Raw genomic sequence first — 16,249 nt, 5'->3', positions numbered from 1 at the left:
CAATCAGACTGGTGACTCCTGTACTACGCCGCCCGCTGGGCGAGCGACTCCAGCTCGGACTGCTGCTGGCGGGTACCGCTGTGCTGTACCTGTGGAACCTGTCGGTGAGTGGTTGGGCCAACAGCTTCTATTCAGCCGCGGCACAGGCCGGAGCCAGCGACTGGACCGCAATGTTGTTCGGCGCCAGCGACTCCGGCAATGCCATCACCGTCGACAAGACCCCGGGTGCACTGTGGGTGATGGACCTCTCGGTGCGGCTGTTCGGGCTCAGCTCCTGGAGCATCCTGGTGCCGCAGGCCGTGATGGGAGTCGCCGCGGTCGCGGTTCTGTATGCCGCCGTGCGCCGCGCCGCAGGGCCTGCCGCCGCTTTGATCGCCGGTGCGGTGTTCGCGCTGACGCCGGTGGCCACCTTGATGTTCCGGTTCAACAACCCCGACGCACTCTTGGTGCTGCTTCTCGTGATCGGTGCGTACTGCGTGCAACGCGCCTGCGAAAAAGACGCGGGCCGTTGGTGGTTGATCGCCGCGGGGGTGGCCGCCGGGTTCGCGTTCCTGGCCAAGATGCTGCAGGCGTTCCTGGTGCTGCCGGCCTTCGCGGCTGCGTACTTGGTGGCCGGGCCGCCGTCGGTGCGTACCCGGCTGTGGCGCCTGCTCGGCGCCGCCGCGGCGATGATCGTCTCCGGCGGCTGGTACCTGCTGCTGGTCGAATTGTGGCCCGCGTCGTCGCGCCCATATGTCGGTGGATCGCAACACGATTCGATCATCGAACTGGCGCTGGGGTACAACGGCGTCGGCCGGCTCAGCGGAAACGAGCCCGGCGGACTGGGCAACCCGAACTTCGACGTCGGGTGGGACCGGCTGGTGGGTGCGAGCATGGGCAGCTACGCGGGCTGGCTGCTGCCGGCGGCGCTGATCTGTCTGGTCGCCGGACTGGTGCTCACCCGGCGGGCGCCGCGAACCGATCCGACCCGGGCCGCCCTGATCCTGTGGGGCGGGTGGCTGGTGTTCACCGCCGCGGTGTTCAGCTTCGCCAACGGCATCGTGCACCAGTACTACACGGTCGCGCTGGCTCCGGCCATCGGCGCGTGCGTCGGTATCGGGTCGATCCTGTTGTGGCGCAACCGCACTGCGTGGCAGGCCCGACTGACCATGGCGAGCACCGTGGTGGCCACGGCGGCGCTGGCCGCGATTCTGCTGGGCCGCGGTGAGGTGACCTGGTTGCGGACGTCGGTACTGATCGTGGGCGCGGTCGCCGCACTGCTGCTGCTCGCGCCGCCACGATTCGGACCCGCGCGCCTGGCGGCGGCCACGGCGGTCCTGGTCTGCCTGGCCGCCCCAACCGCGTATTCGATTGCCACCGCGAAGGTTTCGCATACCGGGGCAATGCCGTCCGTGAGCGGTCCCGGCGGGCACAGTGCCGGCTGGGGGCCACGGCCCGGACACGGCAAGGCCTCGGCCGGTGGATCGGGCCGTGCGATGGGCGCACCACCGCAAGGGTTTCGGCCGGGCGGTGGGCTCCTCGATTCGCCGGTTCCAGGGGCCGCCTTGACCACGCTGTTGGGCAACGATGCCGCGCACTACCGCTGGGCGGCCGCCGTCGTCGGCTCCAACAACGCCGCCGGCTATCAGCTGGCGGCCCGCGTCCCGGTGATGGCGATCGGCGGCTTCAACGGCACCGATCCAGCGCCCACGCTCGCGCAGTTCCAGCAGTACGTCGCGGCCGGTCAGGTCCACTACTTCGTCGAGGGCGATGTCAAGATGGGCTGGGGACCGCATGGCCAGGACGACGGCAAGCAGGAATCTCAGCAGATCGCCACGTGGGTCAGCGAGCACTTCACCGCCACCACGGTCGACAACACCGTTGTCTACGACCTGACCCGCCCGGCTCGAAACACATAGCTTCCGCATAGCTTCACCCAATGGCGGCCTAAAGCTGTGGCCGAAAAATCAGTGTCATGACAAACCTGCTCGACAGCGACACGGAACGCCGCTTCACCACCCGCCAGAATGCCGCGGTTGTTGCTCAGGCCGCCGGCGTGCCGGTGCTGGACGTCGTGGTCCCCGTCTACAACGAGCAGGTCGCACTGCCCGGCTCGATCCGCCGGCTGCACCGCCACCTGGAAGAGCACTTCCCGTACCCGGTGCAGATCACCATCGCCGACAACGCGAGCATCGACGACACCCCACGGGTCGCAGCCGAGCTCGCCGCCGAACTGGACAACGTCCGCGTCGTGCGACTGGAGCTCAAGGGCCGCGGTCGGGCGCTGCACGAGGTGTGGTCGCACTCGCCGTCTCCCGTGCTGGTCTACATGGACGTCGATCTCTCCACCGATCTGGCCGCCCTCGGCCCGCTGGTGGCCCCGCTGATCTCCGGCCACTCCGACCTGGCGATCGGCACCCGGCTGGCCCGGTCTTCCCGAGTCGTGCGGGGACCGAAGCGGGAGTTCATCTCGCGCTGCTACAACCTGATCCTGCGTGGCGCCCTGTCTGCGAAGTTCTCCGACGCCCAGTGCGGCTTCAAGGCCATCCGGGCCGACGTGGCCCAGGCGCTGCTGCCGCTGGTCGAAGACACCGGCTGGTTCTTCGACACCGAGCTGCTGGTACTCGCCGAGCGCACGGGCCTGCGTATCCACGAGGTCCCGGTCGACTGGGTCGACGACCCCGACAGCCGGGTGGACATCATCGCCACCGCCGCCGCGGACCTCAAGGGCGTCGGCCGGCTGCTGCGCGGTTTCGCCAACGGCAGCATCCCGGTGAATACCATTGCCGCTCAGCTGGGTTCGTCGACCAAAGCAGCCGCGCCCGGCTCGCTGCTGCGCCAGGTCGTCCGGTTCGGGACCATCGGCGTCGCGTCGACCCTGGCCTACCTGCTGCTGTTCATGATGATGCACACGGCGCTCGGCGCGCAGACGGCCAACCTGGTCGCCCTGCTGCTCACCGCGATCGTCAACACCGCCGCCAACCGGCGCTTCACTTTCGGCGTCACGGGCGGGGGAGCCGCGAGCGCGACCCGGCATCAGTTCGAAGGATTGATCGTCTTCGGTATCGCCCTCGGGATCACCAGTGGCGCGCTGGCGGGCCTGCACGTGTTCGCGCCGCACGCCCACCATCTTCTCGAACTGAGTGTGCTGGTGGCCGCCAACCTGGTTGCGACCGCGGTGCGGTTCGTGCTGCTGCGCGGTTGGGTGTTCCACCCACGGCGTTCAAATTAGGGTGTTCCACCCAGTGCACGAATTGACCCGCGTACCAACTGTTTCGGAGGAGACCCACCCGTGATCGCCACTGCACCCACCGTCGCTCAGCTGCCGAAGGCCCGCCGCGGCCCGGCAATCTGGGCCCGCCCGGTCTGGGAACGGTCCGCGCTGCTGACCCTGCTGGCCGGGACGGCGGTGCTGTACCTGTGGGCGCTCGGCTCGTCGGGCTGGGCCAACTCCTACTACGCCGCCGCGGCGCAGGCCGGTACCCAGAACTGGGAAGCGCTGCTGTTCGGCTCGTTCGACGCGGGCAACGCCATCACGGTCGACAAGCCGCCGGCCGCCTTGTGGCTGATGGGCCTGTCGGGCCGGCTGTTCGGATTCAGCGCGTTCAGCATGCTGCTGCCGCAGGCACTGATGGGTGTGGCCGCCGTCGGGATGCTCTACGCGACGGTCCGCCGCACCAGCGGCGCGGCCGCGGGCCTGCTGGCCGGTCTGGTCCTGGCGGTGACTCCCGTTGCGGCCCTGATGTTCCGGTTCAACAACCCCGACGCGCTGCTCGTACTGCTACTGATCTCCGCGGCCTATTGCACCGTGCGGGCCATCCAGTCCACCGACTTCACCGTCTCCGCCCGGTGGATGACGCTGACCGGCGCGGTCGTTGGCTTCGCGTTCCTGACCAAGATGCTGCAGGCCTTCCTGCCGGTGCCGGGGCTCGCGCTGGCGTTCCTGGTCGCCGCGCCGTTCAGCGTGGGACGCCGGATCGGCGCGCTGCTGATGTCTGGTGTGGCCCTGGTGATCTCGGCCGGCTGGTACATCGCGTTGGTCAGCCTGTGGCCCGCCGACGCCCGTCCGTACATCGCCGGGTCCTCCGACAACAGCCTGCTGCAACTGGCGTTGGGTTACAACGGTATCGAGCGGATCACCGGCGGCGACCGTCCCAGCGGCGGGCCCGGCGGGGGCATGCGCGACAACCTGTTCTTCGGCGGGCACGCAGGCATCACCCGGCTGTTCGGCCCGTCGATGGGCGTCGAGGTGTCGTGGTTGCTGCCTGTGGCGTTGATCGGCTTGGTGCTGCTGCTGTGGACGAGTCTCCGCGCTCTGCGCGCAGGCGGTCCTGGTGCAGCGCGTCCTAACCTACTTCGTGCCGGTGTATTGCTCTGGGGCGGTTGGCTTCTGGTGACCGGCGTCGTGTTCAGCTTCATGGACGGCACGGTGCACCCGTACTACAACGTCGCGCTCGCCCCAGCGGTCGCCGCGCTGGCCGGTATGACGGTCACGCATCTGTGGCAGCGCCGAGGCAAATTGTCGGCACGCCTGCTCCTCGCGTTGCTCCTGGTCGGCTCCGCTGGGTGGGCGTTCGCGCTGCTGTCGCGTACCCCGGACTGGATGCCCGCCCTGCGCTGGGGCATCGCGGTGGTGGCCGTTCTGGCGGCCGTGGCCATCGTGGCGGTCGGAGCGCGCCCCGGACGGATCACGGCGGTCATCGCCGGCATCGCAATCGCCGCGGCCCTGGCCGGCTCGGCCTCGTTCACGCTGTACAACGTCGCGCAAGCCCATAGCAGCGGGCCCGGCTCGATGTCGGGTCCGCCGCGGCCCGGCGGCGATGCCTGGCCGGGCGGCGGTCCTGGCGGCCCCGAGCGTGACGGCCCCAATGCCGAACTCGAGAACCTGATCCGTGGTGCCGACAACCGCTGGGCGGCCGCGACGGTCGGGTCCTTCCAGGCCGGTGATCTGGAATTGAGCACCGGCAAGTCGTTGATGGCGATCGGCGGATTCTCCGGCGGCGACAACGCGCCGACCTTGGCGCAGTTCCGCCAGTACGTGGAGGACGGCCAGATCCACTACTTCATCGTCAGCGATCACAAGCGTGGCCCCGGCGGTGGTCGGGAACGGGGAAGTGCCGCGGAGATCACCGCGTGGGTGACGGGGCATTTCGCCAAGCTCGAGGTTGGCGGCGCCACCGTCTACGACCTCGAGGCGCCCCACTGATCTCGGCGGGTCAGCCGATCTTGTAGGTGCCGACGGCCTTGGCCACCGGGTCACCGTACGGCGTCGAGACCTCGGCTTCGCAGTGCACCAAGGACTTTCCGCGATGCAGGACGCGGCCGACGGCGATCAGGTCGGTGGACCGGGCCGGTGCCAGGTACTGGACCGACATCGAGATCGTCACGCCGCGCAGCGATTCCGGTGCCTGTTCGGTCGACCATGCCGCAGCCATCACGGTGACATCGGCCAGCGCCGCGATCGCGCCGCCGTGCACCATGTCGGCGAGCGTGGTGTTGGACGGATCCCACGGCATCCGCAATCGCACCTCGGGGGCGTCGAGCGCCTCGGCGACGATGCCCAGCTTGGCGACCAGTGGGGACTGCGGGATGAACTGCGCCATGACCTCGGCGCCGGTACTCGGGCTCATGACATCGAAGTGTTCGCTCGGCTGCTCGCCGGATCAATTACCTGCCAGGTAGTGATGGTGCTGACGTGCGTGTCGTTGCGGACTGATCTCGGTGGTTACAACCGTTGACACCGCAGGACCGGGCACGTAAATTCTGACCATGGTTCTTAACTTGACCAGTTCTACCAACTTTACGGGGAAATGATGACCGTCACTCCCGACGCCGCCGAGGCGTCCAAGGTGGACCACCGGGCCGCCAAATACGAATTGAGCCATCTGCGATCGCTGGAGGCCGAGGCCATCCACATCATCCGCGAGGTCGCCGCGGAGTTCGAGCGGCCGGTGCTGCTGTTTTCCGGTGGCAAGGACTCGATCGTGATGCTCCACCTGGCCATCAAGGCGTTCGCGCCCGGCCGGCTGCCGTTCCCCGTCATGCACGTCGACACGGGTCACAACTTCGAAGAGGTCATCGCCACCCGCGACGCCCTGGTCGCGAAGCACAGCCTGCGCCTGGTCGTGGCCAGCGTGCAGGAGGACATCGACGCCGGACGCGTCGTCGACAACGGTCCGTCGCGCAACCCGCTGCAGACCGTGTCGTTGCTGCGCGGCATCCGCGAGAACAAGTTCGACGCCGCCTTCGGTGGCGCCCGGCGCGACGAGGAGAAGGCCCGCGCCAAGGAGCGCGTCTTCAGCTTCCGCGACGAGTTCGGTCAGTGGGACCCCAAGAACCAGCGCCCCGAGCTGTGGAACCTGTACAACGGCCGGCACCGCAAGGGCGAGCACATCCGCGTCTTCCCGCTGTCGAACTGGACCGAGTACGACATCTGGGCCTACATCGGCGCCGAGGAGATCGCGCTGCCGAGCATCTACTACGCGCACGAGCGCCAGGTCTTCGAGCGCGACGGCATGCTGCTGGCGGTGCACGAATTCCTGAAGCCGGGCGAGAACGAACCGGTGATCACCAAGACCGTGCGGTTCCGCACCGTCGGTGACGTCACCTGCACCGGTTGCGTCGAGTCGGAGGCTTCGACTGTCGAAGAAGTCATCGCCGAGACCGCGGTGTCCCGACTGACCGAGCGCGGCGCAACCCGCGCAGACGACCGGATTTCTGAGGCCGGCATGGAAGACCGCAAGCGGGAAGGCTACTTCTGATATGGCAACGTTGCTTCGTATCGCCACTGCCGGTTCGGTGGACGACGGTAAGTCCACGCTGATCGGCCGGCTGCTCTATGACAGCAAGGCCGTCATGGAAGACCAGCTGGCCGCCGTCGAGCGCACGTCCAAGGAACGCGGCCACGGGTACACCGACCTCGCTCTGGTCACCGACGGCCTGCGTGCCGAGCGGGAACAGGGCATCACCATCGATGTCGCCTACCGCTACTTCGCCACGGCCAAGCGGAAATTCATCATTGCCGACACCCCGGGGCACATCCAGTACACCCGGAACATGGTCACCGGTACCTCGACGGCGCAGCTGGCCATCGTGTTGGTCGACGCCCGCCACGGTCTGCTGGAGCAGTCGCGCCGGCACGCCTTCCTGGCCTCGCTGCTTGGCATCCAGCACATCGTGCTGGCCGTCAACAAGATGGACCTGATCGATTGGGACCGTGAGCGTTTCGAGACGATCCGCGACGACTTCCACGAGTTCGCCGCCCGCCTCGACATCAAGGACGTCACCACCATTCCGCTGTCGGCGCTGACCGGCGACAACGTGGTGACCAAGTCGGACAAGACGCCGTGGTACGAGGGACCGGCCCTGCTGGCGCACCTCGAAGAGGTGTACATCGCCGGTGACCGCAACCTGAAGGACGTGCGGTTCCCGGTCCAGTTCGTGATCCGGCCGCAGACCCACGAGCACGCCGACCACCGCAGCTACGCGGGCACCATCGCCAGTGGCGTCATGCGCCCCGGCGACGAAATCGTCGTTCTCCCAGCGGGAAAGACCAGCACCATCACCGCGATCGACGGACCCACCGGGCCGGTCGACGAGGCGTTCGCGCCGATGGCGGTGTCGGTCAGCCTGGCCGACGACATCGACATCTCGCGCGGCGACATGATCGCCCGTGTGCACAACCAGCCGCACACCACGCAGGAATTCGACGCCACGGTGTGCTGGATGTCCGATGACGCGACGCTCGAGCCGGGTCGGGACTACATCATCAAGCACACCACCCGCACCACGCGGGCCCGGGTGACTGACCTGGACTACCGGCTGGACGTCAACACCCTGCACCGGGACAAGAGCGCAACGGCGTTGAAGCTCAACGAACTTGGCCGCGTCACGCTGCGCACGCAGCAGCCGCTGCTGCTCGACGAGTACTCGCGCAACGCGGTGACCGGCTCGTTCATCCTGATCGACCCGGACACCAACGGCACCGTCGCGGCGGGCATGGTGCGCGAGACCACGCCGGCCGCCGGCCGGGCTGCCACCCCGAATGCGGTGCGGCACGCCAACCTCGTCACTGCCGAGGACCGGTTGTCCAAGGGCAGCACGGTGTGGTTCACCGGCCTGTCCGGCTCGGGCAAGTCGTCGGTGGCGATGCTGGTGGAGCGCAAACTGCTCGAATTGGGCCGTCCCGCCTACGTTCTCGATGGTGACAACCTGCGCCACGGGCTGAACGCGGACCTGGGCTTCTCCATGGCCGACCGCTCGGAGAACCTGCGCCGCCTGGCCCACATCGCCACGCTGCTCGCCGACTCGGGCCAGATCGTGCTGGTGCCGGCGATCAGTCCGCTCGAAGAGCACCGCGAGCTGGCGCGAAAGGTCCACACCGACCAGGGATTCGAGTTCTTCGAGGTGTTCATGGACACCCCGTTGGCCGACTGCGAGGCCCGGGACCCCAAGGGCCTCTACGCCAAGGCGCGTGCCGGTGAGATCACGCACTTCACCGGTATCGACAGCCCGTACCAGCGGCCGAAGAACCCGGCTCTGGCTCTGGTGCCGGGTGACCTGGATGCCCAGGCGCAGCGCGTCGTCGACCTGCTGGTGGGCCGGTGATGATCGATCACGATGTCGCCGAGCGGTTGGCCACCCGCGCCGGTGATCTGCTGCTGGACGTGCGGGCCGAGTTCGCCAACGCCGATGCTGTCGAGCGGAAAGCCGCGGGGGACAAGCGCTCTCACGAGTTCTTGATGACGGAGCTCGCCCGGCTGCGGCCGGACGACGCGGTGCTGTCCGAGGAAGCGACCGAGGAAGAGCGGGCCAACAGCGCCCGCCTGACCTCCGACCGCGTGTGGATCATCGACCCGCTCGACGGCACCCGCGAATTCTCCGAACTGGACCGCGACGACTGGGCCGTGCACGTGGCGCTGTGGGAATCCGGCGAGCTGGTTGCCGGCGCCGTCGCGCTGCCCGCGCAGAACACCACGCTGCACACGCCCGAGGTGGCCGCGCCCCGCGCGGTCGACGGGCCGCCGCGCATCGTGGTGTCGCGTACCCGCCCGCCGGCCGTCGCGCTCGCGGTGCGGGATGCGCTCGACGGCGTTCTGGTCGAAATGGGTTCGGCAGGAGCGAAAGTCGCGGCCGTGATCCAGGGCCGGGCTGATATCTACGTCCACGCCGGTGGTCAGTTCGAGTGGGACTCCGCCGCTCCGGTCGCGGTGGCCCGCGCCGCCGGACTGCACACCTCGCGCATCGACGGCTCGCCGCTGGTCTACAACCGCGAGGACCCGAAGCTGCCCGACCTGGTCGTGTGCCGGCCGGAACTGGCCGAGCGGGTACTGGCAATCACTTCGACGCAGTAGCCTCCGCGAGATTGACGAAATGGCTGTGGGAACGCTTGTTCCCGCAGCCATTTCGGCTATCTCGGTCAGCCTTGCGTTGATCCTGCACCCTGGGCCTTCGCTACTCGAACTTTGTGAACGTCAGCGCACAGTCAACGCCCACAAGGCTTTTGCTTGTCGAGTGCCCAGCACGAGCGCGTACTGAAGCCTCGACATGAACCCGACTGCGGTACGGGCGGTCTGCTGATGGTTATTGCAATCAGGGACCCCTGGCGGCCCGAAAAAGTACCTGGCCTCAAAAACGGGCGTCGAGCGTGCCGCGTAATTGAAGCTACGGATTTCTCGTGAGAGGATTTTCTCTGACGGCTACGTCGACGCGGTAACCGGCAGCGGCGCATCCGACGGCGTCCGTGCCACGGTGCGCACCGCCACCACGCACGCCACCGCAATACCGAAGCACATCGCCGTATACCACAGGCTGCCGGTCGGATCTCCTTGTGCGGTAACGCCATTGACCGCGCCAAAGTAGTCCGGCAGCGCGCTGAGCCAAAGAACTGCCATGATCACCAGGTAAGCGACGCCGTAGCCGACCAACCACGGCGGGCTCACATAGCGTGGTTCGGTCGGGCTGGCGGCGGTGCTGCGCAGTCGGCGCCATTGGGTGACCAGTGCCCAGATTGCCACGGCGCAGACAGCCACCAGTTCGGCGGCGTAGGCGATGCCACCCGCGGTGGAACTCCCCGTCACGCCGCCGATCACGGTCGCGGGCAGCGGCAGGATCGCGGTGCCCAAAGACGCCAACACCCCGGCCACCACAGTGCGCCAAGCGATCTGGATACCGGTGAAGCGGCGGCCCCGGTCGGCGTGGCGTCCGACGAAGAACTGCACGCACAGCGCCAGCGACATCGGCCACAGCGCGGCGAAGACCACCACGCTGGGCAGCGGCACGGAGTCGAACATCGGCTGGTTCATCGGGTTGTGCACCGACCATTCCCACCACCGCAGTTGCGGGCCCAGGTGGTCGAAGATCTCGTAGAACGCGTGGTGGACGAAGCCCACGCACACGGCGCCAACCAGGGTGCCGTAGCGGCGGAAAACCCCAAGACTGCGGACGATTTCGAACGCGACGGTTGCCATCATCGGGTAGATCGCCACGATGTACAGCGGGAGCCGTCCCCACAGGAAGTCCACCGTGAACACGTTGTGCGCGAACATGGTGTCGACGCGATCGGCGATGCCGAAGGCCGCCGGGAAGTACAGCGGTGGTTCGATGATCAACAGGTAGGCGACCGCGCCGAACCACAATGCGATGTTGGTGGCGTCACCGTGGCGACGGAGCCGGACGATCGCGTAGACCAGGGTCAGCACCGCGCCGGCGATGACGGTCAACTCGAGGACCGGCAGGGTCCAGTTCTCCAGCTGCAGGGGATTGCGGACCTCGAGCAGGCCGCCCGCCGTCTGGCAGGAAAACCCAAGGCGCCCAGCGAGATCAGCGAACGTCGCGGAACACAGGTCAGACATGGGCGCTCTGCTTTCCGGCGGTGTACCAGTGGGTGACGTCGTAGCCGGCGTCGTAGCGTTCGAACCATTCGGCCGCCAGTGCGGGCAGCTTCTCGTGCTCCGGGTTGTGACCCGGGATCTGGCTGCGCACAATGCCCGACAATGCCACCAATTGCTCCCGGACCGGGAGATCGTGGAAGGCGCTCGCGAACGGCCCGAAGTCAGGGATGCGGCCCAGCCGCTTCAGAATGGTGTTCTTGCGGCGTTCGAGCGCGAACGCCGACAGCGCATCGACCTTGCGGACTTCCAGCGGCAGATGCTTGTTGAACCCGTCGCACGCCAGCCGCACGACGTCCATCACGTGCTTGAAGATCGAGGGCGCCACGCGCATGCGGTACCACGGATCGTCGACGAGGCCGTTGTAGATGATCAGCGCCGAGCTCCGGTGCTCGACCTCTTCGACGAAGTGCCACAGGAACAATGACGCAACCCGGTCGTCGCCCGGCGCAAACAGCGTGTCGTCGTGGTCGAGCATCAGCTTGAACACGGGCGTGAACGTCGCCTCCAGATCGGCGGTGTAGGCCAGCCGATATTTGAGCGGCTTGTTGGCCACGAGATCGTCGAACGCGGCGATCACGTCGTCGAGCGTCTCTTTGAGCTCCGGGTGGGCCTTGATGAGGCCCCGGGCATGTGCGCGATGGGCCATCGAATGCTGGCCCTCCTGCCGGACGAACGCCTCGGCCTCCTCGGCGATCACCGGGTCGGTCAGCAGCGGCTTGGCCTCGGCCATGGTGCTGACGATCATCTTCTCGAACGCAATTGCCAAGAAGGACACGGCATTTGCCATCGCGGAGAAGGCGGGGTTGGTCTCGTTCCAGAGGAACGGCACGGGGTGGTCCGCGAAAGCGAACCGCATCTTGCGGACCTGGAGATCGGTCACAGGGCACCTCGTTCAGTAATCATACAAAGGATGTCTTGTTTGTATGGTTACAGTGTCGACGCGATCCGTCAATGCCCGGGTGGGGTCCGACGTGTACCGTCCGGCGAATGGCACGCAAACGTCGCGGTTGGGGTGGGGAGCCGCCCGCCGACGACGAAGAGGCGACGCGGCGCATCGTCGCGGCTGCGGTCGAGTTGCTGTCCACGACGGGCACGGCGATCACCATCGCCGATGTCGCCGAGTCGCTCGGAGTCATCCGGCAGACGGTGTACCGCTACTTCCCGACGGCCGACGAGCTGATGCGGGCTGCCGCGATCGCCTCGGTTGCAGGCTTTTTGGACCAGCTCAGCGAGCACGTGCGGGGGATCCACGATCCGGCCGACGCGATGACAGAGGGTGTCCTCTACACACTCGACGCGGTGACCCGCACGCCGCATCTGGGCATCCTGATGTCGGCGCCGTACGTCGGCGCGCACAGCAGCGACCTGGCTTCTGCCGAGGCGCAGGACTTCGGCATGCAGATGATCACCCGATTCGACGTCGACTGGGCCAGTTATGGATACGACGACGTGGCGCTGCGTGATCTGGTCGAATTCACGCTGCGCATCATGCTGTCCTACTTCCTGGCGCCGGCCGGAGACGGACGAACTCCCGAGGAGTTGCGGGCTTTCATCCGGCGTTGGCTGGGCGCCGCGATCCTGGGGCAGCAGGGCTGAGCTAGCGGTGGCGATAACTGCCGGTCAGGGCTAGTTTGGGTTCGTATGAGCACACATCTGTCCACTCGTCGGTTGATGGCCGCGGCCGGAGGCGCCGCCCTTGTTGCGATGGGGGTGCTCACCGCAGGTTGTAGTAGCAACGGCGGGCAATCGCCCTCCACGACGACCACGACCACCACGACCTCTCCCTCGCCGACGGCGACAGAGAAGAGCATCAGCCCTACCGGCGGCAACCTGTTCACGCCAGGGGTCACCGCGCCGGGTGCGCCGAGCGTGGCACCTGGTCTGCATCCGGGGATCAACGGCAACAACTAGTGTCGCGCGTCTGAATTTGTTTTACGGGCGTGGGGCAGGATTTCGTCGGCGGTCTTGGTCCACACGAATGGGTGGCAACGTTGGTTCCAACCGTCGATGAATGCGCCGATGGCTGCGATGAGTTCTTTGACGCTGTCGAACGATCCCCGGCGGATCGCTTGGCGGGTGATGATCGAGAAGAACACTTCGACCATGTTCAGCCAGGAACCTGATGTCGGGGTGAAATGCAGTGTCACACGCGGATTCTTGGCTAGCCACGCGTTGATGTCCGCATGCTTGTGGGTGTGGTAGTTGTCGCACACCACATGTAGCCGGCGCCTCGGATACGCCCGGGCCACGGTCTTGAGGAAGTCGAGGAACTCGGCTTTGCCGTGACGTTCATAGCAGCGGTCGGTCACTTTCCCGGTCGCGATCTCCAGTGCCGCGAACAGGGTCGCGGTGCCGTTGCGCTGGTAGTCGTGTGTGGCCTTCTCTGGCAGACCCGGGCGCATCGGCAGGATCGGTTGGGTCCGGTTCAGTGCCTGAATCTGCGATTTTTCGTCTACGCACAAAACGATCGCTTTCTCGGGCGGGTTCAGATACAGCCCGACGACGTCACGAACTTTGGCTTCCAGTTCGGGGTCGGTGGAAAACTTGAACGTCTGGCGGCGCCACGGTTTGACCCCGTAGCGTCGCCACGCCCGGGCCACGGTGGCATCCCCGACGCCGAGGTACTTACCCAGCAGACGACTCGACCAGTGCGTCACCGCCAACGAATCCGGCGGCGGATCGAGTGTGGCCGCCAGGATCGCCGCGTCATCGACAGTCTTAGGTCGACCACTACGGGGTTCATCGTCCAGACCGTCAATGCCTAACGCGGCGAACCGATCCCGCCACTTGATCACCGTCGGCCGCGACACCCCCACCAGTCGGGCCGCTCCCGACGTGCCCGCACCATCGCCCACGGCCAACACGATCCGGGCCCGCTCAACATGGCCGGCAGGCATCGTCGAGGACCGTGTCCACGACTGCAATGTCGCACGATCCTCATCACTGATCACCAACGCAGATGACGGCATACACCATCATCGCACACTGTAAACTAATTAATGACGCGCGACACTAGTGGTTGAAAGCCGTTTCGGCTGAAGCTATTTCGTCGGCCCGGCGGGGAGGCCAGCCGGTACTGGATCGTTGCCGATGTTCGGGCACGCGACTTTGAGCTGGTGCACGAGTGGCAGCATCGGCTGGTATCCACCCATGTAGGTCTGGTCGGGTAACCCGTCCGGCGGCGCACTCGGATTGCCTCGACTGACCATGTCGAGTTTGTCCGCGAGCGTAGTGACCTTGTTGCGCAATGACATATCGGTGATTGATGCCGCGTCATTGCGTACCGAGGCCGCCGCGGCGGCAGCATCACGCGAAATGGTGACGGCATCAGCGGCCCGGGTCAGGCCGAACTGAATGGACGGCAGGGCGAGTGCCCAATGCCGCACAGCTTGGTCGACTTGTTGGCAGTCGGCGCTGACCTCTGGCTGTTGCGGTGCACTCGAACTGTCCCGTTTGCTCACAGCAATGAGAACCATGATCGGCACAGCAATGGCCAGCATTACCAGCATGATCTTTGGCCTTGACCAGTCTGGTAGCCCCACGAATACAGCCTAACCGCCGCCACGCACCGGTACGCTCACCAATATGACCCGCCCGACTCTGCGTGAATTGTCCAGTCTCCCTGTCGAACCCGTCAGCCTCGCGGACTCGGCTCTCGTGCTGATCGACTGTCAGAACACCTACACGCACGGGGTGATGGAACTCGAGGGCGTGCAGGCCGCACTCGATGAGACTGCAGCACTGCTCGACCGGGCCCGCGCCGCCGGCATTCCCGTCATTCATATCCAGCACGACGACGGGCCGGGGTCGCTCTACGACATCCGTGCCGATATCGGTGCCATCGTCGATCGGGTGGCTCCGCGCGGCGACGAGCCGGTGATCGTCAAGCAGTACCCGAACTCGTTCGTGCAGACCGAACTAGATGAGCGGCTCAAGGCCCTCGGCGCGTCGAACCTGGTGCTGGCCGGGTTCATGACGCACATGTGCGTGAACTCCACCGCCCGCGGCGCGTTCAGTCTCGGGTACGCACCGACGGTCGTGGCCGCCGCGACGGCGACCCGCGCCCTGGCCGGCCCCGACGGTCAGCCGGTGCCGGCTGCGGCGCTGCAAGCGGCGAGCCTCGCCGGGCTGGCCGATCTGGTGGCAGTGGTGGCCCCCAACGCAGCCGCTATTCCGGACTAATCCGACCTGAAATGGCATGATTGGCTGATGCGGATGTCAGCCAAGGCGGAGTACGCCGTCCGCGCCATGGTCGAACTGGCCGCCGCCGACGCGGGTGTGCTGGTCAAAACCGACGACCTGGCCAAGGCACAGGGCATCCCGGCGCAGTTCCTGGTCGACATCCTCACCAACCTGCGTACCGACCGTTTGGTGCGCAGCCACCGCGGCCGCGACGGCGGCTACGAGCTGGCCCGCCCGGCCGCGGACATCAGCATCGCCGACGTCCTGCGCTGCATCGACGGTCCACTGGCCAGCGTGCGGGACATGGGGCTGGGGGACCTGCCGTACTCCGGACCGACGGCCTCGCTCACCGATGTGTGGCGGGCGCTGCGGGCCAGCATGCGTTCGGTGCTCGAACAAACCAGCCTGGCCGACGTGGCCACGGGCCACCTGCCCAACCACGTCAGCGCGCTGGCGGGGGACTACCGGACGCAGGAAGCCCGCCGCGGCCACTAGCCGGCTACTTCCCGCGAGCGTGCGCTAACTGCCCGCCGCGGCGATCCCCGCGATCAGCATCCGCAGGCCGCCGTCGAAATCGTCCTCGACCGACGTGGTGACGGCCACCTCGGACAGCGCGGCGATGTGCGGGTACTGGGCCCCGGCCGCCGACCCGATACGGGCTGCGGTTTCGGCGGCGTCGCCGGAAAAGGGACCGGCCAGCTGGGCCTGCGCTGACCCCGTGACCAGCCCGAGTACCGCGTGAAAAGCCGACAGCCGGTCGGCGTCTGACAGCCCTGCGCGCCCCAATGCGCCGACCAGGGCGTCGGCAATGCCGAATCCTGTTGCCGAATTCATCCGCCGGGTCAGGACCAACGGGATGGCTGCGGGATGCGCGCGGACGCCGCGCCACATCGCGGACGCCGTCGCGTGCACGTCGGCCGCCCAGTCGTCAGTCGGTTCGGGGACGACGATGCCGGCCGCCACCGCGGCGACGACCAGTTCCTCCAGGCCTTCCTTGTCGGCGACGTAGTTGTACATCGTCATCGGACCGGTCCCGAGTGTGCTCGCCAGGCTCCGCATGCTCAGCGCCGACAATCCCGATTCATCGACGATTCGCAGTGCGGCCGAAGCGATTTCGTCCCTGGTGAACCGTGCGCGCATGAGCAACCCCTTGACAAGTACGTCGTACGTGTTGAAGTGTAGTTCATACGTACAAC

16 protein-coding genes are annotated in these 16,249 nt (G+C 66.9%); 10 read left to right on the top strand and 6 right to left on the bottom strand.

Annotated elements, in window-relative coordinates; all coding sequences use genetic code 11:
* Positions 1 to 2: 2 nt before the first annotated feature.
* The 3 genes from A7G45_RS29885 to A7G45_RS29875 are packed head-to-tail and all read left to right on the top strand — an operon-like array spanning position 3 to position 5,185.
* Positions 3 to 1,898 carry an ArnT family glycosyltransferase gene (locus A7G45_RS29885; protein WP_260943322.1) on the top strand — a complete coding sequence of 632 codons (1,896 nt, stop codon included), beginning with the start codon at positions 3 to 5 and terminating at the stop codon, positions 1,896 to 1,898.
* Between the two features lie 56 nt (positions 1,899 to 1,954).
* On the top strand, positions 1,955 to 3,211 hold the full coding sequence (locus A7G45_RS29880; RefSeq protein ID WP_260942338.1) for a bifunctional glycosyltransferase family 2/GtrA family protein: 1,257 nt from the start codon (positions 1,955 to 1,957) through the stop codon (positions 3,209 to 3,211).
* Positions 3,212 to 3,271: 60 nt separating this feature from the next.
* Positions 3,272 to 5,185, top strand: coding sequence for an ArnT family glycosyltransferase (locus tag A7G45_RS29875; RefSeq protein WP_377041968.1), 1,914 nt, complete (start codon positions 3,272 to 3,274; stop codon positions 5,183 to 5,185).
* 10 nt (positions 5,186 to 5,195) lie between these two features.
* Here A7G45_RS29875 and A7G45_RS29870 read toward each other — a convergent pair whose 3' ends face one another.
* Positions 5,196 to 5,609, bottom strand: coding sequence for a PaaI family thioesterase (locus tag A7G45_RS29870; RefSeq protein WP_260942336.1), 414 nt, complete (start codon positions 5,607 to 5,609; stop codon positions 5,196 to 5,198).
* Positions 5,610 to 5,789: 180 nt separating this feature from the next.
* Here A7G45_RS29870 and cysD point away from each other — a divergent pair, with 180 nt between their 5' ends.
* Genes cysD through A7G45_RS29855 form a run of 3 tightly spaced genes read left to right on the top strand, consistent with a single transcriptional unit; the run spans position 5,790 to position 9,332 of the window.
* Entirely contained in the window at positions 5,790 to 6,740 is a 951-nt protein-coding gene (gene cysD, locus A7G45_RS29865) for a sulfate adenylyltransferase subunit CysD (RefSeq protein WP_192830278.1), read from the top strand.
* Between the two features lies 1 nt (position 6,741).
* Complete coding sequence (cysN, locus tag A7G45_RS29860) at positions 6,742 to 8,586, top strand: sulfate adenylyltransferase subunit CysN (RefSeq protein ID WP_043396949.1); 1,845 nt, start codon at positions 6,742 to 6,744, stop codon at positions 8,584 to 8,586.
* Positions 8,586 to 9,332, top strand: a complete 747-nt coding sequence (locus A7G45_RS29855; RefSeq protein WP_260942333.1) for a 3'(2'),5'-bisphosphate nucleotidase CysQ — start codon at positions 8,586 to 8,588, stop codon at positions 9,330 to 9,332. Before cysN ends, A7G45_RS29855 begins: the two co-directional genes overlap by 1 nt.
* Positions 9,333 to 9,677: 345 nt before the next feature.
* Here A7G45_RS29855 and A7G45_RS29850 read toward each other — a convergent pair whose 3' ends face one another.
* Entirely contained in the window at positions 9,678 to 10,832 is a 1,155-nt protein-coding gene (locus tag A7G45_RS29850) for a DUF7802 domain-containing protein (RefSeq protein ID WP_260942331.1), read from the bottom strand.
* Positions 10,825 to 11,751, bottom strand: a complete 927-nt coding sequence (locus tag A7G45_RS29845) for a metal-dependent hydrolase (protein ID WP_043987180.1) — start codon at positions 11,749 to 11,751, stop codon at positions 10,825 to 10,827. The genes A7G45_RS29850 and A7G45_RS29845 overlap by 8 nt, the downstream gene beginning before the upstream one ends.
* 107 nt (positions 11,752 to 11,858) lie before the next feature.
* Here A7G45_RS29845 and A7G45_RS29840 point away from each other — a divergent pair, with 107 nt between their 5' ends.
* Together A7G45_RS29840 and A7G45_RS29835 are read left to right on the top strand one after the other, a co-directional pair.
* Positions 11,859 to 12,467 (top strand): TetR/AcrR family transcriptional regulator, encoded by a 609-nt coding sequence (locus A7G45_RS29840; RefSeq protein ID WP_043987179.1) that lies wholly within the window; start codon positions 11,859 to 11,861, stop codon positions 12,465 to 12,467.
* A 45-nt stretch (positions 12,468 to 12,512) separates the two neighbouring features.
* Entirely contained in the window at positions 12,513 to 12,782 is a 270-nt protein-coding gene (locus A7G45_RS29835; RefSeq protein ID WP_082068031.1) for a hypothetical protein, read from the top strand.
* On the opposite strand, the gene A7G45_RS29830 is transcribed toward A7G45_RS29835, so the two are convergent.
* The gene (locus A7G45_RS29830) at positions 12,779 to 13,840 is read right to left on the bottom strand and encodes an IS630 family transposase (RefSeq protein ID WP_016895231.1); all 1,062 of its coding nucleotides are present in this window, start codon (positions 13,838 to 13,840) and stop codon (positions 12,779 to 12,781) included. The genes A7G45_RS29835 and A7G45_RS29830 overlap by 4 nt on opposite strands.
* Before the next feature lie 72 nt (positions 13,841 to 13,912).
* The gene (locus tag A7G45_RS29825) at positions 13,913 to 14,413 is read right to left on the bottom strand and encodes a hypothetical protein (RefSeq protein WP_260942326.1); all 501 of its coding nucleotides are present in this window, start codon (positions 14,411 to 14,413) and stop codon (positions 13,913 to 13,915) included.
* Between the two features lie 43 nt (positions 14,414 to 14,456).
* Between A7G45_RS29825 and A7G45_RS29820 the strand changes: the two genes are divergently transcribed.
* Both A7G45_RS29820 and A7G45_RS29815 read left to right on the top strand, forming a co-directional pair.
* Complete coding sequence (locus A7G45_RS29820; RefSeq protein WP_260942323.1) at positions 14,457 to 15,053, top strand: isochorismatase family protein; 597 nt, start codon at positions 14,457 to 14,459, stop codon at positions 15,051 to 15,053.
* A gap of 27 nt (positions 15,054 to 15,080) precedes the next feature.
* Entirely contained in the window at positions 15,081 to 15,548 is a 468-nt protein-coding gene (locus A7G45_RS29815) for an Rrf2 family transcriptional regulator (protein ID WP_260942321.1), read from the top strand.
* A gap of 24 nt (positions 15,549 to 15,572) precedes the next feature.
* Here the strand turns inward: A7G45_RS29815 and A7G45_RS29810 are convergent, their stop codons facing one another.
* Entirely contained in the window at positions 15,573 to 16,193 is a 621-nt protein-coding gene (locus A7G45_RS29810) for a TetR/AcrR family transcriptional regulator (RefSeq protein ID WP_260942319.1), read from the bottom strand.
* Positions 16,194 to 16,249: the final 56 nt, after the last annotated feature.

The sequence above is a fragment of the Mycolicibacterium llatzerense genome (assembly GCF_025331195.1).
Taxonomy (GTDB): Bacteria; Actinomycetota; Actinomycetes; order Mycobacteriales; family Mycobacteriaceae; genus Mycobacterium; species Mycobacterium llatzerense.
Note: the sequence above shows the minus strand (reverse complement) of the source record. Positions and strands in the feature narration are given on the sequence as shown.